The 22,476-nt window shown below is 41.2% G+C and carries 22 protein-coding genes; 12 read left to right on the top strand and 10 right to left on the bottom strand.

All coding sequences use genetic code 11. The features are described from left to right. Positions 1 to 122: 122 nt before the first annotated feature. A complete protein-coding gene (locus A11Q_RS04985; protein WP_015469699.1) occupies positions 123 to 929 on the top strand; it encodes a DUF1338 domain-containing protein in 807 nt (268 codons plus the stop codon). Between the two features lie 68 nt (positions 930 to 997). Here A11Q_RS04985 and A11Q_RS04980 read toward each other — a convergent pair whose 3' ends face one another. Then, entirely contained in the window at positions 998 to 1,639 is a 642-nt protein-coding gene (locus A11Q_RS04980) for an HD-GYP domain-containing protein (protein WP_015469698.1), read from the bottom strand. Positions 1,640 to 1,730: 91 nt separating this feature from the next. Between A11Q_RS04980 and A11Q_RS04975 the strand changes: the two genes are divergently transcribed. The 3 genes from A11Q_RS04975 (at position 1,731) to A11Q_RS04965 (ending at position 4,153) form a co-directional block, all read left to right on the top strand. Then, the gene (locus A11Q_RS04975) at positions 1,731 to 2,423 is read left to right on the top strand and encodes a BamA/TamA family outer membrane protein (protein ID WP_015469697.1); all 693 of its coding nucleotides are present in this window, start codon (positions 1,731 to 1,733) and stop codon (positions 2,421 to 2,423) included. A gap of 100 nt (positions 2,424 to 2,523) precedes the next feature. Next, entirely contained in the window at positions 2,524 to 3,249 is a 726-nt protein-coding gene (locus tag A11Q_RS04970) for an FAD-dependent oxidoreductase (protein ID WP_015469696.1), read from the top strand. Then, entirely contained in the window at positions 3,206 to 4,153 is a 948-nt protein-coding gene (locus tag A11Q_RS04965; RefSeq protein ID WP_015469695.1) for a DMT family transporter, read from the top strand. Before A11Q_RS04970 ends, A11Q_RS04965 begins: the two co-directional genes overlap by 44 nt. On the opposite strand, the gene A11Q_RS04960 is transcribed toward A11Q_RS04965, so the two are convergent. From A11Q_RS04960 to A11Q_RS04950, 3 genes are read right to left on the bottom strand one after another with little or no spacing between them, the layout of a single operon-like run. Continuing rightward, positions 4,097 to 5,128 carry a DUF475 domain-containing protein gene (locus A11Q_RS04960; protein WP_015469694.1) on the bottom strand — a complete coding sequence of 344 codons (1,032 nt, stop codon included), beginning with the start codon at positions 5,126 to 5,128 and terminating at the stop codon, positions 4,097 to 4,099. The genes A11Q_RS04965 and A11Q_RS04960 overlap by 57 nt on opposite strands. A 1-nt stretch (position 5,129) precedes the next feature. Continuing rightward, a complete protein-coding gene (uvrA, locus tag A11Q_RS04955; protein ID WP_015469693.1) occupies positions 5,130 to 7,757 on the bottom strand; it encodes an excinuclease ABC subunit UvrA in 2,628 nt (875 codons plus the stop codon). A 14-nt stretch (positions 7,758 to 7,771) separates the two neighbouring features. Then, positions 7,772 to 8,263 carry a Fur family transcriptional regulator gene (locus A11Q_RS04950; RefSeq protein ID WP_015469692.1) on the bottom strand — a complete coding sequence of 164 codons (492 nt, stop codon included), beginning with the start codon at positions 8,261 to 8,263 and terminating at the stop codon, positions 7,772 to 7,774. A gap of 227 nt (positions 8,264 to 8,490) precedes the next feature. On the opposite strand from A11Q_RS04950, the gene A11Q_RS04945 reads away from it, so the two are divergent. Together A11Q_RS04945 and cdd are read left to right on the top strand one after the other, a co-directional pair. Then, the gene (locus A11Q_RS04945; protein WP_015469691.1) at positions 8,491 to 9,111 is read left to right on the top strand and encodes a Maf family protein; all 621 of its coding nucleotides are present in this window, start codon (positions 8,491 to 8,493) and stop codon (positions 9,109 to 9,111) included. Continuing rightward, on the top strand, positions 9,086 to 9,502 hold the full coding sequence (gene cdd / locus A11Q_RS04940; RefSeq protein ID WP_015469690.1) for a cytidine deaminase: 417 nt from the start codon (positions 9,086 to 9,088) through the stop codon (positions 9,500 to 9,502). The genes A11Q_RS04945 and cdd overlap by 26 nt, the downstream gene beginning before the upstream one ends. A 10-nt stretch (positions 9,503 to 9,512) precedes the next feature. Here cdd and A11Q_RS04935 read toward each other — a convergent pair whose 3' ends face one another. Beyond that, positions 9,513 to 11,030, bottom strand: a complete 1,518-nt coding sequence (locus A11Q_RS04935; RefSeq protein ID WP_015469689.1) for a peptidylprolyl isomerase — start codon at positions 11,028 to 11,030, stop codon at positions 9,513 to 9,515. A 145-nt stretch (positions 11,031 to 11,175) separates the two neighbouring features. Here A11Q_RS04935 and mreC point away from each other — a divergent pair, with 145 nt between their 5' ends. From mreC to rodA, 4 genes are read left to right on the top strand one after another with little or no spacing between them, the layout of a single operon-like run. Beyond that, positions 11,176 to 12,069 carry a rod shape-determining protein MreC gene (gene mreC / locus A11Q_RS04930; protein WP_015469688.1) on the top strand — a complete coding sequence of 298 codons (894 nt, stop codon included), beginning with the start codon at positions 11,176 to 11,178 and terminating at the stop codon, positions 12,067 to 12,069. Further along, the gene (locus tag A11Q_RS04925; RefSeq protein WP_015469687.1) at positions 12,062 to 12,622 is read left to right on the top strand and encodes a hypothetical protein; all 561 of its coding nucleotides are present in this window, start codon (positions 12,062 to 12,064) and stop codon (positions 12,620 to 12,622) included. The genes mreC and A11Q_RS04925 overlap by 8 nt, the downstream gene beginning before the upstream one ends. Next, positions 12,615 to 14,588, top strand: coding sequence for a penicillin-binding protein 2 (gene mrdA / locus A11Q_RS04920; RefSeq protein ID WP_015469686.1), 1,974 nt, complete (start codon positions 12,615 to 12,617; stop codon positions 14,586 to 14,588). Before A11Q_RS04925 ends, mrdA begins: the two co-directional genes overlap by 8 nt. Positions 14,589 to 14,590: 2 nt before the next feature. Further along, on the top strand, positions 14,591 to 15,718 hold the full coding sequence (gene rodA, locus A11Q_RS04915; RefSeq protein ID WP_015469685.1) for a rod shape-determining protein RodA: 1,128 nt from the start codon (positions 14,591 to 14,593) through the stop codon (positions 15,716 to 15,718). Positions 15,719 to 15,794: 76 nt separating this feature from the next. Here the strand turns inward: rodA and trxA are convergent, their stop codons facing one another. Both trxA and A11Q_RS04905 read right to left on the bottom strand, forming a co-directional pair. After that, positions 15,795 to 16,121, bottom strand: a complete 327-nt coding sequence (gene trxA / locus A11Q_RS04910; RefSeq protein ID WP_015469684.1) for a thioredoxin — start codon at positions 16,119 to 16,121, stop codon at positions 15,795 to 15,797. 21 nt (positions 16,122 to 16,142) lie between these two features. After that, the gene (locus tag A11Q_RS04905) at positions 16,143 to 17,027 is read right to left on the bottom strand and encodes a chemotaxis protein CheY (RefSeq protein ID WP_015469683.1); all 885 of its coding nucleotides are present in this window, start codon (positions 17,025 to 17,027) and stop codon (positions 16,143 to 16,145) included. Positions 17,028 to 17,090: 63 nt separating this feature from the next. On the opposite strand from A11Q_RS04905, the gene lptF reads away from it, so the two are divergent. Further along, complete coding sequence (lptF, locus tag A11Q_RS04900) at positions 17,091 to 18,191, top strand: LPS export ABC transporter permease LptF (protein WP_015469682.1); 1,101 nt, start codon at positions 17,091 to 17,093, stop codon at positions 18,189 to 18,191. 311 nt (positions 18,192 to 18,502) lie between these two features. Here lptF and A11Q_RS04895 read toward each other — a convergent pair whose 3' ends face one another. The 3 genes from A11Q_RS04895 to A11Q_RS04885 are packed head-to-tail and all read right to left on the bottom strand — an operon-like array spanning position 18,503 to position 21,270. Next, entirely contained in the window at positions 18,503 to 19,342 is an 840-nt protein-coding gene (locus A11Q_RS04895; RefSeq protein WP_015469681.1) for a DNA processing protein DprA, read from the bottom strand. A gap of 57 nt (positions 19,343 to 19,399) precedes the next feature. Continuing rightward, a complete protein-coding gene (locus A11Q_RS04890) occupies positions 19,400 to 20,890 on the bottom strand; it encodes a LysM peptidoglycan-binding domain-containing protein (RefSeq protein ID WP_015469680.1) in 1,491 nt (496 codons plus the stop codon). Then, positions 20,887 to 21,270: a hypothetical protein gene (locus tag A11Q_RS04885; protein WP_015469679.1), complete on the bottom strand. Its 384-nt coding sequence runs from the start codon at positions 21,268 to 21,270 to the stop codon at positions 20,887 to 20,889. The genes A11Q_RS04890 and A11Q_RS04885 overlap by 4 nt, the downstream gene beginning before the upstream one ends. 274 nt (positions 21,271 to 21,544) lie before the next feature. Here A11Q_RS04885 and A11Q_RS04880 point away from each other — a divergent pair, with 274 nt between their 5' ends. After that, positions 21,545 to 22,462, top strand: coding sequence for a ComEC/Rec2 family competence protein (locus A11Q_RS04880; RefSeq protein ID WP_158320354.1), 918 nt, complete (start codon positions 21,545 to 21,547; stop codon positions 22,460 to 22,462). The last annotated feature ends 14 nt before the right edge of the window (positions 22,463 to 22,476 follow it).

The raw sequence follows: 22,476 nt of genomic DNA, 5'->3' as shown, positions 1-22,476 counted from the left end.
TTTCCATGTCTAAGTTGTGGCCTATAGACGCTCTCGGTCATCGTCTAAAAGTTCGACATTCTGTAGATTGAAAACCTGCAGAAAACAGCTCAGAATCTAGGAATACTCATCCGGAGGCTATCATGGCAAATAATACCAATCTGACGACCTACATGAACACAATGTGGAATGACTATGTTCAGATGAACCCACAGGCTCAGAAAATACATAACCTTTTCACTCATGCTGGCGAACATGTCATTAATGATCACATCGCACTACGCACATTCAAACACCCTAAATTAGGTCTTCAGTCTTTAGCTCAACATTTTTTAAAATATGGCTACAAGGAAAGTGAGCAAGAGTACTTCTTCACAGAAAAGAAACTCTATGCCCGCCACTATGAACACCCAGAGGGCTATCCTAAAATTTTTATTTCAGAACTAGAGTTAGATAAGGTTTCACCTTTCATTCGTGAAACTATCGACAACTGTATCAATCAAATGAACCCAGATGTGGTTAACCATGAGAACTTTGTTTTCAGTGGCAAGCACTGGGTTACTAATCATCAGACCTACTTGAAGTTAGCGGCTGAAAGTGAATATGCGTCTTGGGTTTACGCTTATGGCTTCCGCCCCAACCACTTCACTGTTAGCATCAATCACTTACGCAACTTCAACGATATTCATCGCCTCAATTCGTTCATCAAACAGAACGACTTTAAATTAAATAGTTCAGGTGGCGAAATTAAAGGAACTCCGGCAGAGCTTCTAGAACAAAGCTCAACTATGGCAGCAGAGATTCAAGTGCAATTCGGTGATGGGATCTATGCAATTCCAGGATGCTACTATGAGTTTGCGAAACGCTATCCTATGACGAATGGCCAGCTTTACCAAGGGTTCATTGCGAAGTCAGCGGATAAGATTTTCGAAAGCACAAATAAATCTTAGTACATCTTCAGAAATCATTGTGTATTAGAAAAGTAGAAAGGGCGCCAAAAGCGCCCTTTGTTTTTTGTTTATGCGATTTTACGAATAATGAGGTTACTCGTCTCTTCATCTTTTTCGCTCTTCTTCCAAAATCGATGAGCAGATAAAAAGATTTTTACTAATTGAGCATCGAACTGCGATCCTGAGCAACGCTTAAGCTCAGCGTAAATAACATCATCTGGTAAGCCCTTACGATAAATACGATCTTCTGACATCGCATCGTAAGTGTCCACGACCAAAATAATTCTGGCCATCAATGGGATTTCATCACCGATCAACTTGTCTGGATATCCTTCACCATCTAAGCGTTCGTGGTGTCCACGAACTGCAGGAATAATCTGTTGAAAGAAAGGGTCAGCAGAAAAAGGCTTAATAATTTGTTCACTGAGAATACTGTGATTGCGAATAATGTCTCGCTCTTGAGGATCTAACTTACCTGGTTTAAGTAAAACGGCGCGATCAATGCCCATTTTGCCAATATCGTGAAGCAAGCCAGAGAATTCGGCTACTTTCTGTTCATACTCGTTTAGGCCCATGCTCTCTGCCAACTTGCGGCTGTACTCACCCACACGCAAACAGTGATGATACGTGCTGGGCTCGACCGATTTAAGTGCCTCGAGCAAGGCTCTGACCGAATCGTATGACCAATCCGGAATATTATCCCAAGCCATTAGCTTCCCCTTATACTTAGCTAGTTACTTAGGTATCGGTTTTAAACTGTCTGGACTTGAGAAATTAATCAGACTTTCTCATAATGAAACCATGAAAAAACCATCTCTATCGCCCCTATTTCTATCTCTGTTTTCACTTGTATTCGCCTTAAGTCCTGAAGCTTTCTCTGCTGAACGTGTAAAGGTAAGACGTGTAAAAGGGCTCAACGCTATTATCGAAAGTACCACCCCCCTAGAAGAGGGACAAACCTACCGCCTTGTACCTGACAGCATTGTAGAAGACATCGATTATAAATCATCCGTTGTTAAACCGCGTGATAACTCATTAACTTTGGGAAGCCGTTTTAGTTTTTTAAAATCTGACTCATCTGAAACTACACAATTTGATTTACAAGTTCGCTATGGTTGGAATTTCTCAAGCTTTGAAGCTGGTGCCCTTTTGAATGCCGACTCAACAGATTCCGGTGCAGGTGCGACGACCACTATTTTAGCTGGCGCCTATGTGGACTACAATTTTGTTCCTAATCGTGATCCTCGTAAAGTGATCTATGGACCTACCGTTCTTATCGGCTTTGGCTCTACACAGTTCCCCAGCTCAACAACCGGAGGAAGCGCCACCACAATGACACTGAATGGTGGTGGTTTTATAAGCTATTTCATTGGCGATTCCACTACTGCTCTACGCGGGGAATTATTTGGTGTGTACTCGCAAGTTAACACCTCTGCAGCTCAGAGTAGCATTTCAGGCTTCGGAGGCCGTGCCTTACTGGTATTCTACTTCTAATGTGATTCTTGTGAGGATTTAAAAAATATCTCCATTTTCATTTAGTAGCTCATTGTAAAAACGCTTTGACAAGACAGAGCCATTGCAAAATATTAGGCCTATGGCAAATCTACGCTTTCTATACGAATTCAAAATAAATCAAATCATTGACCATACACCTGAGATCAGAGAGCTGGTTTTAGAATTGACCAACAATCCCGAGTTTTCTTTTAAAGCCGGACAATTTGTTATGCTTCATGTACCTGTTGAGGGAGCTGCTAAACCCGCTTTACGTGCCTACTCTATCGCTTCTACTGATGAACAAAAAAATGGGTTTAAACTTATTTTTAAATATGTCGAAAACGGAGTGGCCAGCCGTTATGTGTGGGACCTAAAAGGCGACGAAACTTTAAAGTTCACAGGCCCATTTGGAAAAGTATTTTTCAAAGAACCTCCGACAGAACAAATTGTGTTCCTCAATACTGGAAGTGGTGTTTCACAACACTTCAGTTTCCTTGAGTCTAAGATGAAGCAATATCCAAACTTGAAGTACACGCTTTACTTTGGTGTGCGTAAAGAAGCCGATATATACTATGAATCTGAACTGAAACGCCTACAGCAACAACTTCCAAATTTTGAATATCATTATATTTTAAGTCGCGCTTCCGATGAATGGACTGGAAAAAAAGGTTACGTTCAGCATTACTTAAAAGATATTCCTTACAAAGAAGTTCCTACGACATTTTATCTTTGTGGCAACGGCGGTATGATTAAAGAGGTCAAACATCAGCTTCTAGAGCTGGATGGCCTTGATAAATCAAGCGTATGGGCCGAAGCGTTTGACTAAAGTTCCCTACACTTATCGACAAGCTGTCCTTGAACTGTTCACAGCAGGTCTTATCTGGGGCGGTTCGTTCACTCTTATGAGGTGGGGCCTTGAGTCTTTTTCGGCTACCACTTTGATTTTCTGGCGATTCCTCATTGCCTTTATTTTGGGTGAGGCTCTTCACTACATCTTCAATAAAAAACTATTTCGACAGTCGTGGTATGATGCTCGCCTAGCTATGCTAGCTGGTTTCTTCTTGGGGCTATCTTTATTCTTTCAAACGTACGGATTATATTTTACCACAGCCACGAACTCGGGATTTATTACATCGTTGTACGTCGTGCTGATCCCCATTATCGGAGCTCTGTTTTTTAAAACCACAATTAAAGCCCATCACATTGTATTAAGCCTCATGGCTTTTTGCGGTATGGGATTTTTGCTAGACCTACAAAGTCTATATCTACAAAAGGGCGAAGTTCTGACTTTAGGAGCTGCTCTGACCGCCGCTTTCCAAATTATTTTTATAGGGAAAAATGCAGTTCATGCTAGAAGTGCATTTCGTTTTAACAACTACCAAACCTTTTGGTCTTTGCTCACCATTCTGCCCTTTTTAGTATTTGATATTCGCAGTAATGATCTTAGCCTTTGGCCACAGCAAGTTTCGTTAGCTTCTGTGCTTTCCATGCTGTCTTTAGCTATCGTTGTCAGTATCGGGGCCTTTTATTTACAGGTCAGAGCGCAGCGTGTGTTATCTACCACCACCTCGAGCATGTTATGCTTACTCGAAGCTCCATTTGCTTTTATTTTTGCAGCCTATTTTCTACAAGAAAGGCTCGGCCCCATACAATTTCTTGGAGCCGCTATTATCCTACTGAGCTGCACCCTTTCTATTTTCATAGATCGACCAAAGAATCGACGTTCCTAAAATACAGGCCCCTGTCAAAGCTGTAACCCATTCAGGAAAGTGAAAGAACGTATCCAGTAACATAAATAGTGCGAGCACACCTAAAGCATAGAAAGCCCCATGCTCTAAAAATTTAAATTGATTCAAAGTTTCTTTTTCAACCAGATACAAAGTAATACCACGGACAAAGAACGCCCCCACACCCAAACCAATCATAATAATAACTAATTGATTCGAAATCGCGAATGCTCCTACCACACCATCAAAGCTGAATGAAGCATCCAGCACCTCTAAGTATAAGAAAAGTCCAAAGCCTGAACTGAAAAATTTTATGTGTGATAGATGTCCACCCTCTAAAACGCCACTGATACCATGAACAATCAGATAGGTCATAATTCCCCAAAGATATGACACCAAGAAGGTCATGCCATCTTCAGTCGGTAACGAAGCGTAAATACCCATTAACACACCAATCGCAATGATCAGTTCAATACTCTGAAAGGCTGACATTTTCGCTGCCGGCTTTTCAAAAAATCCAATCCAATGAACTTCTTTATCTTCCGAGAAAAAATAATTTAAAAAAACCATCAACAAAAAGGCTCCGCCAAATGCACTGACTGCCAAGTGAGCATCCAACATCATCTGCGCGTACTCTTCAGGTTTTGAAAGTGACATAACTAAAGACTCATATAAAGAGACATGGGCAATAATGGAAACGATCGCCAGTGGAAAGATAAAACGCATCCCAAAAACGGCAATGGCTATACCCCACGTTAAAAACCTTCTTTTCCAAACAGCATCCATACGCTTTAAGACAGTGGCATTGACGACCGCATTATCAAATGAAAGAGAAATCTCAAGTACACAAAGTAACGCCACCGTTAGAACCATCTGCAATACCAGACCGATATCTGCCGTGTTATTCCATGTCATCCATGCTGCCGAGATCAGTCCGACGATTAATGATAGAAACGGAACCACAAAATACTTAGCCATTTTATTCCTTAACTAACAGCGGTTTTAAAAAGCGACCTGTAATGCTGTTTTTATTATTTACAATTTTTTCTGGCGTACCAGAAGCCACCACTTCACCACCATGCACACCCCCATCCGGGCCAATATCCACAATGTGATCGGCAGTTTTTATAACCTCTAAATTATGCTCAATGACCAAAACAGTATTGCCTTGCTCCGTCAGCTCTTGAAGTAACTCTACTAACTTACGAACATCATCAAAATGTAATCCTGTCGTCGGCTCATCCAAAATGTACAATGTACTTCCTGTACCACGACGAGAGAGTTCTTTTGAAAGTTTCACGCGTTGGGCTTCACCACCTGATAGCGTCGTCGAAGATTGTCCCAGAGTCATGTAATCCAGTCCCACCTTCATAAGGGTTTCTAGCTTACGATGAATTTGTGAATGGTTTTTGAAAAAATCAAAAGCCTCAGCAACACTCATATCTAAGACATCTGCGATACTTTTTTCTTTGTACTTCACATTTAAGGTTTCGCGATTGTAACGACGTCCACCGCACGTATCGCACGTGACAAAGACGTCAGAAAGGAAGTGCATCTCCATACGGATTTGCCCATGACCCATACAGGTTTCACAGCGCCCACCTTTCACGTTAAAACTAAATCGACCAGGCTCAAAGCCGCGCAGTTTAGCTTCTGGCAAAGCCGCATACAAATCCCGAATCATCGGCAAAAGTCCCACATAAGTCGCCGGAGTCGAACGCGGAGTGCGCCCAATCGGACGTTGATTGATATCGATCACTTTATCAATATGCTCGATACCTTCAATTTTTTTATACGGAGACGGCGACACTTTCGCCCTAAAAAATTCACGTGCTAAAATCTTGTAAAGAGTGTCCAACACCAATGTACTTTTTCCACTGCCAGAAACACCTGTCACACAGGTCAGTGTCCCCAATGGAATTTCAAGATTTACATTTTTTAAATTATTTCCTGAGGCCCCATAAAGAGCCAGTGTCTTACCTGAACCTTTACGTCTGACGCTTGGAATAGGGATACGTTTCTTACCTGATAAGTACTGCCCTGTTAAAGAGTTCTGATTTTTTTCGATTTCATCCGGAGTCCCTACCGCGATCAATTCACCGCCCAAAACACCAGCGCGCGGGCCTAAATCCACAACATAATCAGCATAGCGAATCGTATCTTCGTCATGCTCAACTAGAATCACGGTATTGCCACGATCTTTAAGTTCTCCGATGATCTCTAGAAGACGATGATGATCACGTGGATGAAGTCCAATACTCGGTTCATCCATAACATACATACATCCAATAAGGGCCGACCCCACTTGCGTCGCCAAACGAATTCTTTGAGCTTCCCCACCAGACAGAGTTCTGGCTGGACGCGAAAGTGACAAATACGAAGCTCCCACTCGCTCTAGGAATTCTAGGCGTGACACGATTTGCTTCACAATCTTGTCCGCAATCATGCGATTCTTTTCACTCCAGTCTAAATTGAGCATGAACGACTTAAGCTCTAAAGCCGACATGACAGATAACTGGGCGATATTTTTTTCATCAATTTTAATACTTAAAGATTCAGGCTTGAGGCGTGTCCCTTGGCAGTCTGGACACTCATTCAAAACCATTTCTTCTGATTCCTCATCATCAGTATCTTCTTCTGATACCTTTTTACCTTTGTAAGTGTACTTAACCTTTTCTAATTTTCGTCCACCCACATCGGAATCAGCAAACTGCTCTTCTTCGACAAGATCTAAAGTGCCTAGGCCATTACATGTTGGACAAGCTCCCCGTGGATTATTAAAACTAAAAAGTCGCGGCTCTAAATCAGGGAAGCTGAACGCACAGATAGGACAGGTAGAGTGCAAAGAATAATTTATGCGCTCACCGCTCACTGTTTCAATAATCACTCGTCCATTTGATAAAGACAAAGCCGTGTTAATACTTTCACTGAGGCGATGTTTGATCGTATCTTTTAGAATTAGTTGATCAACAACCAAGTCAATATCATGGGTTTTCGTTTTCGCCAGTTTCGTAGCACGCTCTAGCTCAATGTACTGACCATCGACTTTTGCTTTAACGAAACCTTTTTTAGCCCATCGTTGGAACTCAGCTAAGAACTCACCTTTTTTAGCCTGAGCCATCGGTGCTAAAATATAAAACTTAGTGCCCATTGATTTTTTAAAGATGTCATCAATGATTTGCTGTGGAGTTTGCGATGTCACCGGCACATGATGTATCGGACACTCGGGAATACCTACTTTCGCATACAACAAGCGAAGATAGTCATAAATTTCAGTAACCGTGCCCACTGTGGATCTTGGATTTAAACCTACTGACTTCTGATCAATTGCAATCGCAGGACTTAGTCCTGTAACTGAATCCACTTCTGGTTTTTTAAGCTGTTCTAAAAAATTCCGCGCATAGGCCGAAAGACTTTCAACATAACGACGCTGACCTTCGGCGTACACAGTATCAAAAGCCAATGACGATTTACCCGAACCGCTGAGTCCTGTAAAAACCGTAATTTTATTACGAGGAATTCGTATAGAGACGTCTTTAAGATTATGCTCGCGCGCACCTTTGACAATGATTCCATCAAAGTCATCGGAAAGTGGTTTCTTAGCCATTTATACAGACTAAATCATTCTCCCTTAGCCTGACAAGATGGACATATTCCATAAAGCTCAAGAATGTGGTTCGTCAAAACAAAGCCAAAATACTCGGCAACTTGAACTTGTAGCTTTTCGATTTTTTTATTCTCGAATTCACAAATCTTACCGCATTTAGTGCACGTTAAGTGATCGTGATGCTCTTTGGTTGTCAGCTCGTAGCGGGAAGATTGCCCGCCCATACGAACTTCAGTTACGAAGCCTTTGTTCGCCAAATCACGTAGGAAGCGATACACCGTCGCAAAACCAATATTGCTATCTTTCTTAGAGACTTTTTCAAAAAGCTCCTGAGCGGTCACATGGCGCTCGCCAGATTTAGCCTCAGAGTCATGTAAACAGTTAATGATTAAAAGTCTTTGATCGGTGATCTTCAAACCCATCGAACGGATGATCTTTTTGAAGTCCTCTTCTTTGTAACGCTCTTGCTTTCTAACGATGTCCTGATCATTCTGCCTTGGCAGCATAGTTTACCTCTGTTTTGGCCTTTTGGGCGATGAACAGTTCTACTTGGCCCCAATCGAAATGACAATAAAATGATAATAGAAATGATAATTATTTTCATTTGCAGAGCTCTAGATAAGATAATTTTGATCTGAGCAAAATTAAAGTCTATTTATTAGGCATTTACACCAGCATTTATGAATCTGTTTTAAGCAAGCTTTTTACATTCTCTTCCGTTAAACTGAGCTCCATGAATATCATACTGGCTAGCTCTTCTATTTACCGCCAAGAACTTCTTGGAAAAACAGGTCTGACTTTCACCTGCCACCCCCCTCATGTCGATGAAGAATCTCTGACGCAAACTCTTCTCAGCCAAGGCGCTTCACCTCTGTTTGTAGCGGAAGGACTTTCAAAAGCTAAAGCGCAAAAAGTCTTTTCACAAATACCTTCCTTGCCCATGACCTCTTCGGAATCTCTTATTATAGCCGGAGATCAGCTATTGGATTTTCAAGGAAAGATCCTCAATAAACCGATGACCCATGAAGTGGCCTTACAGCAACTGAGCTTACTGAATGGTAAAGAGCATAATCTTATTACGGCGATCACACTGATGGCAGCTCATCAAGTCTGGCATCTTAATCACGTCACCCGCTTGAAGATGAAACAACTCAGTGCCGACGAACTCCAGAACTACCTATTGAGCGACCTCCCCTACGACTGTGCCGGAAGCTATCGTATAGAAAAACAGGGGATTATTTTATTCGAACGTATTGATTGCGACGACTTTAGTGCCATACAAGGTATACCTATGATATGGTTGTCGAACCGACTTAAGGAGATAGGCTATGAATTCTTTAAAAGACAAACTTAAAACTCTGGCAAAAGAAGCCCTACTCTTTTCACACTCACCTTACTCTCAAAAAAGAATCGGCTCTAGCATCCTACTGACAAATGGTAAGTATTACTCTGGCTGTAATATCGAAAATGCTTCTTACGGAGGAACTGTTTGCGCTGAACGAGTCGCTATCTTCAAAGCCTTCAGCGAAAACAAAGTCTCTGAAACTAAAATCGAAGCTGTTTTTGTTGCCAGCGATGAAAAAGAGCCATGGCCACCATGTGGTTTCTGCCGTCAAGTGATCGCCGAGTTCGGTTCACCCGAAACAGATGTGACATTGGTTAACTTGGATGGCTCTGAAAAGAACTACAAATTTAAAGACCTCTTTCCAGAGGCCTTTAATGCGGATCATTTACTAAAAAAATAGTCTATTATTTTTATTGAGGCGGATTAATTAAGAATGAATTCGTTTCAACCTTAGCTGTTTTACGGAAAGCATCCACCCATCCAGCATACGCTTCCATGGCTTTTTGTCTTTCCAAGACGCTTTCTTCTTCAGGCTTTAATTCTGTATTCACAAACTTATTCCCTTTTAATTTCACAAGGAACTGAACATCACCCTCACGAATAAGGCGCTTCGCCACTGGCTGTTGTGAAGATAGCTCTAACCCCAATTTGATCGCCTGAGCTGAGTTCATACCTGGAGCTACTTCCGCACCAATATCAAACAGACCAGTCTCTTTCCATGCTACTTTTGCCTGTGATAACTGAGCCACAGCTACTTCTGGACGACCAGCAGCTAATTCAGCTTCAACACCTTTTACAAAAGTAAGATATCTTTCATCAGCCAAAAGCTTACGAGCCAATGCGTTTTTCACAGATTCAAAAGAGTCTTTACGCGCTTCTTTTTTGTCTGTCACTTTGATGATATGGAAACCGAATTGAGTTTTAACGATGTCAGACAATTTTCCAACAGGAAGTGAAAAAGCTGCATCTTCAAACTCTTTTACCATCTGACCTTTAGAGAAATATCCCAAGTCACCGTTTTTCACTTTTGAACCTGGATCTTCACTGACTTGTGCTGCTACTTTTTCAAAACTTTCTTTTTCAAGACGCTTCAAAGCTTGCTTCGCTTTTTCTAAAGCCGCAGCTTCATTACCAGCCATCGCAATGAGGATGTGAGACGCTCTTACCTGTGCTGGCGTTTCATAGCTGCTTTCGTTCACTTTGTAGTTTTCTTCCACTTTTTTAAGGAAGTCTTCAGTTGCCAGTGCTTTTTGCAATTCAGCGTCTGTCACTGGATGAGCTTTTGCGTACTCAACTGAACTTAATTGAGCATATTCCAAATTAATTTTTGAAGATCTTAATTCTTTTTCAATCTCTTTTTGCAGTTCAGAGACCGTCAAAGACGATTCAAATAACTGTCTTGATCTTTGATTTTTGATATCTTGTCTTATTCTGCCTTCAAATTCAGATGTCGTTAGACGATTTGACTGCAATACCGCACGATACGTGTCCGCTTGAAAAACCCCATCTGTTTTGAAATATGGTAATTCCTCAACGATCATGTAGCGAACTTCAGCATCAGTTGCGTAAATGCCAGACTTTTCAGCAGCTTGAGCTGCCAATGACTTGCTGACTAAGGTGTTCATGACTTCACCACGTAGCATAGTTCTTTGCATGTCTGAATCCAACTGGCCACCAAAAAGCTGAGAGTAGTACTGCGCAAGGCGCTCTTCCTCTTCTTGGAATTCTTTAATAGAAATAAGCTCTCCGTTTACTTCCGCAGCTGCTCCCATAGACATACTGCCACCTTGGTGACGTCCAGATAGGATAAAGACAAGAACGATCATCCCGAAAATTAGAACCGCAACAACACTTCTTACAGTGACACCTTTGTCACTTAAGCCTTTTTTAATCTTTGCACTGACAGACATTTGATGACTGTTTTTCATTATACACTCCGATTTCTTAACTTTTCAGGTCAATATCACCTCACGAAATTCAGGCATTTACAAGAAAAAATAAAATAAAAAATCTTCCGCTGTAAGCTTGAAAATTAGATGCGATTTGCTATCTTTTTAGGTTCAGAGGTTATACTTGAATTTTTTAAACTTTAATTTCAAAAAAGCATTGATTCTGCTGGCCATTATCTCGTTGCCATTGATTTCCATCAACATGGAGCAAAAGACAATTCAGGATAGCTGGTTTTCACAGCCCTTCACCTTTTTGGCTCAGAGCGTACAAAGTCTATTTTTCAATTTGAGTGAGGGCGTACGTGCGACAACTGCCGAATACATCAACATCATCAATGTTAAGACGGATAATCAATCTTTGAAGAAGGAAAATGACGAGTTAAAAGCCCGCCTTAACCTTTTCACAGAAAACCAAAATGAGCTGGAAAGATTACGCACTCTTCTTGATTTTCAAAACAATACAAAGATGGAGCTTATCCCGGCTCAGGTGATAGGGCGAAACTTAGTCACTGACCACAATACAATCACCATCAATAAAGGGACTGACCATGGCTTAAAAGCCGGACAGGCTGTGTTGACAGTTTCTGGGGCTGTGGGTCACATTTTCCAACCATCTTCAAGAACTGCTCACGTCATGCTCATCACCGACCGCTATTCTGTAGTGGATGCCTTGATTCAAAGAACTCGCGCCCATGGCCTTATTGAAGGCAAAACTAAAGACACTTGTATTTTACAATACGTAGAGCGCACAGAAGACGTTAAAGATGGTGACCTTATTGTTACGGGTGGACTAGATAACATCTTCCCTAAAGGCTTCCCATTAGGTGTCATCACCAATGTTGAACGCAAAACAAAAAATACATCCTTGCAAATTGAAGTGAAGCCCGTTGTGGACTCGAACAAAGTGGAAGAAGTCTTCATTGTAAAATCAGCAGCGCTTGAAAACTTTTTAAAAGATGACCAAAAAGCAAGTGCCGCAATCGTAGCTCCAGTAGAAAGTAGAACGACAAATGAGTAATACACGCTTGCGTTTTTGCTTTAAGGTTCTAGCCTTCACGCTGCTTTTCTTTTTAAGCTGCGGCTTTCAAATGAGCTTTTGGCCTAACATCATCACCTTTCTGCCTTCACCACAAATATGGCTGATTATTATTTTCTTTATCTCGATGAAGTGGAAACCTGTTTTCACGATTTTCTACATTTACTTCCTAGCCTATTGCCTCACTAACTTCTCTGAGATTCCTCTTAAGATGTTGTGGACAACTCTACTGATTACTTTCACTGCGATTTGGTTTGTTAAGGATCGTATTCAACTGAGCGGGGCTTTCGCTTTTATTACGATCTCTTTAATGGGAAGCATGATCTTCGAAGTCAGCTACTACTTCCTATCTGACTTGCTTGAAATCACACCCACCACCTTTATGTTTGCAGATAGACTGTTACAAATCCTAATCAACTTTATTTTCAGCTACCCTCTGTATTTTGCGCTAACTTCTTTTGATAAGGCATTACTGGATCAAGACGAGTGGCAAAAATCATCTCAACCTCATCAGGAGGTATCTTCACATGAGTGAATATATCAGTAATCCCGATGAGGCAAAGGAGTTCCAGAGTCGCTATCGCACTATGGGTATCTTTGTTGTAGCTATCCTTCTGATCTATATGATGTGGTTAGCATGGCTTCAAATTTTCCAAGGGAATCGTCTTAGACAGTTCTCGGAAAATAATCGTATCAAACAGAATAAAATCTCGGCTCCGCGAGGTTTGATTTTAGATCGTGACGGAAAAGCTCTTGTCGAAAACCTACCCGGTTTCGAAGTGATTATTTCACCTCAATACGTAGAAAATCTAAAAGAACTTGCTGGCGTAGTCGGTCCTATTTTAGATATTGAACCTGAAAAAATTATCGAACGCTTTAAACGTAACAGACGTATCAATGGTCCGTTTGCAACCATCCGTTTAAAAGATAACTTATCACGTGAAGAGGTTTTCAGATTAAAACGTATCCGCCTAGATACACCGGGCCTTGAGATTCGTGAATCTATTATCCGCCATTACCCTTTACGTGAAAATGGAGCACAGCTTTTTGGTTACGTGGGTGAGATCTCACGCAATGAAATTTCCAAACTCAACGAAAAGTACAAAGGCTCTTTGTTTTTTGAACAAGGTGATATCGTCGGTAAAAGCGGTCTTGAGGAAAATCTTGAAGAAAAAATCCGCGGACAAGATGGCGTCAGCTTTATCCAAGTCGATGCTCACGGCAGAAAAACAATTACTGAAATCCCTAATATTTATGGTCAGCAAATCATCGATTTAGATCCTGTACACGGAAATAGTGCCTACTTGACGATTGATCGCGACATTCAAGAAGCCGCTTACAAATCATTCACTGATTTGAAACGTATCGGGGCTCTTGTGGCCATGAGATCTAACGGAGAAATCCTTGCGTGGCTTAACTCACCTTCTTTTGACCCTAACTACTTCGCAACAGAGATTCCTGCGCGTGTTTGGAATAAATTGACCAGTGATCCTTTCAAACCACTACGCAACAAAGTTATCCAAGATCACTTCTGGCCCGGCTCTACATTTAAACCCCTAGTGGCACTGGCTGCGCTTCAAGAAAAAGTCATTACAGATAAAACCGTCATATTTGCTCCGGGTCGTATGTACTTTGGTAATCGCTGGTACCATAATCATAATAAAAATGGTGAAGGCCACATCAATGTCTATGATGCAATTGAAAGAAGTAGTAACGTTTTCTTCTATCAGCTTGGTATTAAATTGGGCGTTGATAAAATGTATAACTACATCAGCTTGCTTGGATTAGGTTCCCGCACGCAAATCGAAATGGAACGCGAAGCCGCGGGCCGCCTTCCTAGCTCTGCATGGAAAAAATCAATTCGGGGTGAAGACTGGCAACCTGGTGAAAACCTAACCATGGCGATTGGACAGGGTTATGTGACAGTGACTCCTCTACAGTTAGCTATTGCTTACAACACGATTGCGACGGACGGAAAAGTTGTAAAACCTTTCATTATCAAAAAAGTTGTGGACCATGATGGGAATGTCCTTGTCGAAAATTCGCCAGAGATCTTGCGTGATGTGACTCTACAGCAGCCGAATGGATACAAAATTGATCGTGAAACCTTTGATGTGGTTAAAGAAGGTATGCGCCGTGTGGCGAATGGTACCCGTGGAACAGCAAGAAGTTTGAAAATTCCTGGTGTGCAAATGGCAGGAAAAACAGGAACAGCTCAGGTTATGAGTTTCTCGGCCGATCAAATTTATAAAAGCTGTGAAAGCCGCCCCATTCATATGCGCCATCATGGTTGGTACGTCGCATGGGCTCCATGGGACAAACCAGAAGTTATTGTTGCCGTACTTGCTCAGCATAGCTGTCATGGTAATCCAGGTGCCGCCCCAATCGTTCGTGATGTGATTGAAGCTTATTTTCAAAAGTACCATCCTGATGTGATCGCCAATGCCCTGAAAAAAGGCGACAAACGCGTTCATGTTCCAACAGAAAGTAGCGGGGACTAATTATGGGTCTACGTGGTCTTCATGTAAATGAAAGAAATTTTCTAAGCAGAATTGATATTCGCCTTATACTTCTTATCTTCTGTTTAAACGTTATCGGATTGTTTAATTTATATAGTGCCACACACGGACCTAACTCAGTCAGTGTGGAGTCTCTTTTTATCCAACAGATTGTATGGCTTGTTGGAGGCTGGACAATTTTCTTTATCCTCACCTTCTTTGACTACCTATGGATCAATCGCCTAATTTGGCTGATGTACGCGGTTAATATCGCTGCCCTGATCTATACTGACGTTAAAGGTAAAGTTGTCTTGGGTGGTCAGCGCTGGATTGATCTTCACTTCTTCCGTTATCAACCTTCTGAAACGATGAAGCTCTGTCTGATTCTGGTCTTGGCTAAGATTCTTGTTCATTACAACTCTCAAGGAAAAGGTATGGGACTTCGAGAAATCGCATTCCCCGCTTTCTTGATTCTTTTGCCATTTGGTTTAACTGTGAAACAGCCCGATCTAGGAACCGCCATGACCTTGATGTTCATTGGGGGAACGATGCTTTTCTTTGTTAAAATTCGCAAGAGCATCTTGGTTTCCATCTTTATGGCGGCCATCATTGCTTTACCTCTGGCATGGAACTACGGCCTGAAAGAGTATCAAAAGAATCGTGTGATCACGTTCATTTCACCGGATCTAGATCCTCAAGGAAAAGGTTATAACTCTATTCAATCTAAAATTGCTGTGGGATCAGGAAAGTTTCTAGGTAAAGGGTTCCGTATGGGAACTCAATCTCAGTTAGAGTTTTTACCTGAACGCCACACAGACTTTATCTTTGCCGTTCTATCCGAAGAATGGGGATTTATTGGAAGCTTCCTCGTTCTGATAACCTTCGCCTTCCTATTTAAAATATGTTTCGAGATTGCCCATCAAGCGAGGGATAAGTTTGGCGCCCTCATTACCGTGGGGGTCACAGCTTATATCTTTTGGCATATGTTCGTTAATATCGGCATGGTGATCGGTTTATTACCTATTGTCGGCGTTCCTTTACCTCTACTCAGTTATGGAGGCTCCGGAATGCTGACCACGATGACAGGCTTGGGACTTGTTTCGAGTGTGGCCTATAGACGTTATCTTTTCTAATTTCTAAAAGACTAAAGAAAATAAAAAAGGGAAGCAGTTGCTTCCCTTTTTTATTTTCTATTTATTTTTTTGAGGACTACGCGTGTGTTTTTAAGAATTGCGTGATGTTTTCTTTTGGATGATTTCCAACTAACTCACCCACCTGTTTTCCATCTTTGAATAACAACATCGCAGGAATACCGCGGATGCCGAATTGGCCCGGAGTTTGTGGGTTTTCATCTACGTTCATTTTCACGATTTTAACCTGACCTGCCATTTCAGATGCGATCTCTTCAAGTTTTGGAGCTAAAGCACGGCAAGGTCCACACCATTCAGCCCAGAAATCGACAAGGACCGGAGTCGAAGAGTTCATTACATCATTTTGGAAAGTTGCATCTGTTACTGGTTGTGTGTTTTGTGCCATAAATTACTCCTTAAATAGTTTCTATTTTTTAAATAAAGCATTTGCGAATCGTTTTCTTTCGGCATCCAATTCTTCTATAGAATCTTTATCAGCTTTTCCTTCAGCAATTAAGTCTTTATGCAACTGATTACCGATCGTCTTAGTTTGCCTTTTTTTCAGTCCATGTCTCAAGTCTTGATCAAGATTATTTATCGCCTGATTATAAGAATCAATTTTTGCCGCTAACCCACCTGAAACATTTGTGATTTCTTCATTTAGCTTGTCTTGCTCTGCCGTTCTAATCAACTGAGACTCTTCTGGGACAACACCGGCCTTACCTGTGACATAAACAAATTCTTCATCAATTTGAGGCGTTACCTGCGGCGGCTCTGTTTGAATAGGCTCCTCTTCCTTACCCAGAGAAAATTGACGCATTTCTGAAATGGCTTCGATTTCAGAATCCAGCGTAACTCCCGCAGACATCAAGAGCTGCTGCTCGTAATTACGAAATTGGCTATCGGTGATCGCAAACTTAAGCAGCTTATCTTTTGCAAACTCCACGTCTCCACCTGTTAACGAGAAAAGGCTTATGGTTATGCGTAAAGTACTGATCGGCTCAAATAAAAGAATATCCATTTTCAGCTTAATCAGATCCTCTGCTGGGATGTTGAAATCCTCTGGAAAGACCAGAATGACCTTTGCTGACTGTCTGGTGTTAGACTCTTTTAGCTTTTTAGCAATATTGAGGGCAGATAAGCGATTACTGTTCCCTCTGCAAATAATATAGTCAGGATTAAAAGTCAGGACAGTTTCGTTCAAATTGAACTCACTATTCATCGACTCGATCTCAAATCCGACCTTACGAAGGGTCATTTCAAGATGTCGACAATACTGAATATCATCTACAATCAGCAAAACTCTGTCCATTGGTCTATTATTGTAAAAGACCCTCCATGACCTGTGCAAAGAAATTGTTTAAGATGGGACCAGATGTTCAAAAATAGACGCGTATTTGCTTATATACTTTCAGAAATAGTTCCCAGCTTCTTGCTAGGTGTTTTTATCTTCATCTGCGTTCTATTAATGTTTCAAGCTCTGCGCCTGACTGAATTTCTACTCATACACGGAATTAAGTGGACCACTATGGTGCGCATCATGGGCTATATGAGTATCTCGTTCCTACCGCTGCTCTTACCGATGAGTCTGCTATTTGCAGTGCTCTTAACTTACAATCGATTTTCGCAAGACTCTGAGATCATCGCCTTCAAATCTTCTGGGGTTAATCCATGGTCTATTGCCATGCCGGCCATTGCCTTTTCTCTTTTTGTAACTTTAGTTTCATCACAGACATCGTTCTATCTGGCTCCATGGGGAAATAGACAGTTTGAAGTCCTTATCAACCGCTTAGGCAATACCAAGGCGGCTGCCTCTATCAAAGAAGGTACATTTTCAGAGGGCTTCTTTGATCTGGTTGTTTACTCAAATAAAGTAAATTCGCAGACGGGAGTTTTGAACGATTTATTTATCTACGACGAAAAAAATCCCAATGCACCTTTGACTATTGTTGCAGCTGAAGGACAAATTATCCCAGACACCACTCATCCGGGGCACTCTGTTTTGCTAAGACTCTTTAACGGGCAAATACATCGTAAAGGCGAATCCCACACTGTCATTAACTTCAATACTTACGATGTCCTGTTGAATGATCCTATCCGTTTAGAGGAAAAAAAGAAGTCTCCGTCATCTCTTAATCTAGAAGAGCTTCTGACACTTAGAAAAAGTAACGAGGATATTACTCCTGAAATGCGCAAAGACTATGACATTGAATACCACAAGCGTTCGGCTCTATCTGCCGCCTGCTTTGTTTTTGGCATACTGGGGCTAGCATTTGGTATCGTCACCAATCGTCGTAGTGGTAAATCCTCAGGCTTTATTCTGTCTGTAGGCTTTATCATCCTGTACTGGGTGGTTTACCTCAGCTTTGAGTCTTTAGTACGTTCTAATCAAATTCCAACGGGAATTGGACTATGGCTGCCGAACATTCTGTTCACCCTATTTGGGCTATATCATTTGAAAAAAGTCTGGGACTAGATAAGCTCCAGACTCAAATAAGCTCAATTCAATTTTAAGCCTATTTCGCCTTTTTAAGATTCACTAACTTTTAGATTTATTTAGATTGAGCTTATTTTTTACTCAGATTTGAGTTGAAAGTAAAACGAGACGATGCAGTAGCATCCTTACTACCGGGGTCATCCTTGACCACATCGCCCCTCCCTTAACTCTATTTAGAAGTACTTTTACTTTTTTTTCAAAGGCTTTTTTTAGAAAATTTCACTTTTTTTATGATTTTTTCACATTATTTTTCAACCACTACAGGTAGTGATGGCGTACCATTTTTACTCCTATTTGTGGCGACTACCACCAAACAAACTCTGATTACTCTGTAATTCTGCCTTCCAAAAATCACGCAAATCATCAAAGCCTCGTACAAGAAATGCGCCTTCTTGTAACAGTTTAATATTCCCTTCGAAACCTGCCATCTGAGGATGAGCTGGAACAGTGGCAACAGGCCTTCCCACCTCTAGACAATGATGAACTGTCAGCATACTTCCACTACGCAAAGAAGATTGCACCACTAACGTGAACAGTCCTAAAGCTGCAATCAGACGATTACGAAAATAAAAGTGCGCTTTGTGAACTGGCTGATTCACTTCAAACTCACTCAAAAAGCAGACTTTATTTTTTTGCTCTCGAAGCAACACCTGTAAAGAGCGAGGATACATTTGCATTAACCCACTAGGTAACACCACAATTGTCGGCACATTATTTTTAATTGCTGTCAGGTGAGCAAATTGATCCACGCCATTCGCACCACCACTGACAATACCCACTTTCTTTTCCTCCATAAAAGGCCCTAGATGTAACCTCATCCATTGTTCACTCACAACCTGCACATCACGGGCTCCAACAACAGACAACAAATCTAAAGACAGCCATATCGGCTCGCCTAAATACTCAAAGAATAATGGAGGCTCTTTCATTCTCAAAAAAGCTGGTGGGTAATAAGGACACTCAGGATATGAGAAAGCTATTCCTCGCTTCGCCAGCATTTCAATATAGGCTTTAGCTGAACGATACTCATCCTGAGTATAAATGAAATCGTCCGGTATCTGGACCCAATGGTGCGGATTTCGAAACTTAAATCTTCTTTGTAAAATTTTAAAGAGAATGGCCTTCTGCATACCAGCTCTGGTACAAACAGAGGGCCAAAGTAGCGATGCTATTGGAACCTATTGAAGTTATTTCAGAGTGATCAGACGATCGCCAATTTCTAAGACATCAGTTAAAGATGTCACAATCACAACAGCGTAAGAACCATTTTTCTCAAGAACACGAATTTGCCCATTCACATCATCCGTTACTTGCGAACGTGTTTGGTACTCTTGTCCCACTTCATACGGATAACTACCAAAATCAACATAGGCTTTTTGGTGAAGAGCAAATAATCTTTGCGATACCACATCTGGCCCCCCCACCAAACGAGCACTACGCGTTGGTGAAACCTTTTGAGTTTTCAACGTCTGCATACGCCCCTTTGGCAAAATGACCAAGTCCGATGTGATGACATCTTTGCAGTTCAATATTTTCATGTAGCGGTTTTCGTAAGGAACAGCTGTGCCATAAATACGATATGCATACATAGTGCCTGATGCTGACTTAAAAGTATCAAGAGGAGAAAAAACTTCGTATTCACCATCTAAGTCTTCAGAATAGCGAATACTTTTTACTAAGCGACCATTGTAGCAACGGAACTTTGCCGTTTCGGCTATTTGAAGTTTAACAGCAGTCTTAACTGGCGTATCTGTAATCACAATGTCGCTGTTGTACACATAAGGGAATGATGGAATTTCATCCAATTGAATACTGACATCACGGGTACGATAGTCAAAGTAACCTGTATTACGAACTTCAGGAATACTCGGTGGAATTACCCCATTCCCACTGACAGGCCCAGAAGGTGCACTTCCCCCACCACTAGGAAAGCCGTCATTACGAATCATCGGCGACCCTACAGATAACGTTGGACTATTCTGAGCATCACCTGCAAAAAAGTAAATGATCGTGTTCGGAGTAATAAAGTGAGGATTCAGAATGCCTTGCTTATTCAAAGACCACAACTTTGGCCAAAAACTTGGATCACCGAATAAAATTTTACTGATCGACCAAAGCGTATCACCTTTTTGTACTACGTATTGGCGTTGCTGCTGCTGGGAACTCGCTGCCTGCCAAACATCTTCAGGCGTCGGCATACTGTTGTAGCGATTGTAAATATTATGAAAGCGTTTTTCTAAATCTAAGTTAGGATCATCCGGAGAGCGTTTTGAAATCCGTGCTTTACTCGGCGCTGGTTTCTTTTTAGAAGTTGTAGCTTTCACTGCACCCGTCGATGTGCCACCTTCACTTGCTCCCGAGGTAGATGGTTGTACGGCAGGCTTAGCTGGAGCATTTAAAATATCACGGATGTTATCTAAAACCGGCTCATCGTCGTCTTTGATATTTTCATTTCTTGGGTTTAATGGATCGATATTATCCGGATCACCTATGAACGAACTACTTTCCGTGTTCACATCAATAGTCGACTTCACGCGACCAAGAGGTTTAGGAAGCTTATTTACATCCACCCCTTCCGTCGGAGGCGTTTCAGACACAGAAGGATCATAAGAGTCATCAAACTCTTGAGCCCGTACCTGCAACACTAACAAAAGACAGACGATAAGTGCCTTCTTCATTTGATAAACTTCTGACCCGCTTTATCTGCTAATTGACGATTCAATTGAGCCGGAGACTCTAATCCCATCTCGGTGTAAAGATCTGCTTTTCCCTTATAGGCCTGCACAACCTCTTGAGTGTTTGCATAGTGTCTGATCACACGATCATAATGCTCGAGTGCTTGTCTATATTGGCGCTGTATGGAAGCTTCACGTGCTTGTCTTAAAATCAATTGAGCTGGAGATTGAGCTGCAGAACGCTTTGCTAAAATATCTTGCTTAGTTACATGTTTCTTGCCTGTGAGCTCTTCAAGAAGTTTGGTGTCCTCATTAACAGCAGAAAATGCTGTCGAAGACAAAATTGAAAAAATGACAAAGAGTTTTATTTTTTGACGTAACATGATGCAACCCTCTTACTCTATTAAACTGGAATGTTTCCTCTGAAGCAATCGTCACAAACCGAGTTATCCACAAGTATTGTTTAAAACTACGTTTTCTAGACCTTAGACCTACTGATTATCAAGACTTTCAGCGCTTTGCTTCCATTCTGATCAGAACTAACTATATGGAATAATTAATTATTTAAGAAAAAGTATCATCTTAACTTAAAATCTGTCATGAAATCTTAAATTCACGCCCATTCATTTTGCATTAAAGCTGATGCTTTTGCTTTTAGTGCTTATAATTTCATTCGTTGGCCTCAGTCTAATCCGAGTTTCGTTCTTCGAAATTATCAAACCCGTTGCAGAAAAGACGCACTTACTTTGCATCAACAAACTTCCTCAGAAGGCAAGCTTTCTTCCCGAATTAAAAGCTTTAGTTTGTGCTGAAGATTTTTCGACTTTAGCACATTCACAAATTTACATAACTACAGGCCTGATTCATTTATTTGTTGTCTCGGGCGCTCATTTAATTTTGATCGAAACACTTTTTGATAAACTTTTCAGCAGAGTTCCGCAATCGGCTCAGCCAGCAAGCTTATATATTAAGCTCGCTTTATTGGCGCTCTACAGCCTTGCCTGTGGCCTCAATCCGCCAATCACACGTTCACTCATCTCTATCTTTTTAACCGTTTATTTACTCAATAAACACATTCATTGGCCATGGCACTTTAAAGTCTTTGCCGTGGGATTACTGACACTGATCTTTAACCATCAATGGATCACGTCCTTAAGTTTGCAGCTAAGCTGGCTGGCCGCTTTCACTGTCAGACTTGGCAGTTCCTATTTCACAACAGCTTCGCCATTCTTTCGACAGAGTTTATTCTTTATCATTCTTTTTCCCACAATCGTATTTTTTCAAGTACCCAGTTTAAGTACTATTTTTTTAAACATTATTTTATCTCCGGCCTTAGAGTTTTTACTTTTCCCTTTAGGTCTTTTAGTTCTTATATTCAATTTTTTATACCCTCTGTTTGATTTTTTAATTTTAATTTTCCGAAAAATCTTAGAGGCCTCTGAAGTCGACTATCGCCATCAATTTTATGAGCTGCCCTCTTATCTTGTCCTCTGCAATTGGCTTTTGATCTGCTCTTTGCATGTCCTTTTTCATGTTTTAAATATCAGAACTAAACGGAAATCCATCAATGACTGATCTTATCCGTTTTC

Origin of the sequence: Pseudobdellovibrio exovorus JSS (assembly GCF_000348725.1) — a bacterium.
GTDB classification, from domain to species: Bacteria; Bdellovibrionota; Bdellovibrionia; order Bdellovibrionales; family Bdellovibrionaceae; genus Pseudobdellovibrio; species Pseudobdellovibrio exovorus.
The sequence above is the reverse complement of the archived record's forward strand: the minus strand, read 5'-3'. Positions and strand labels throughout refer to the sequence as shown.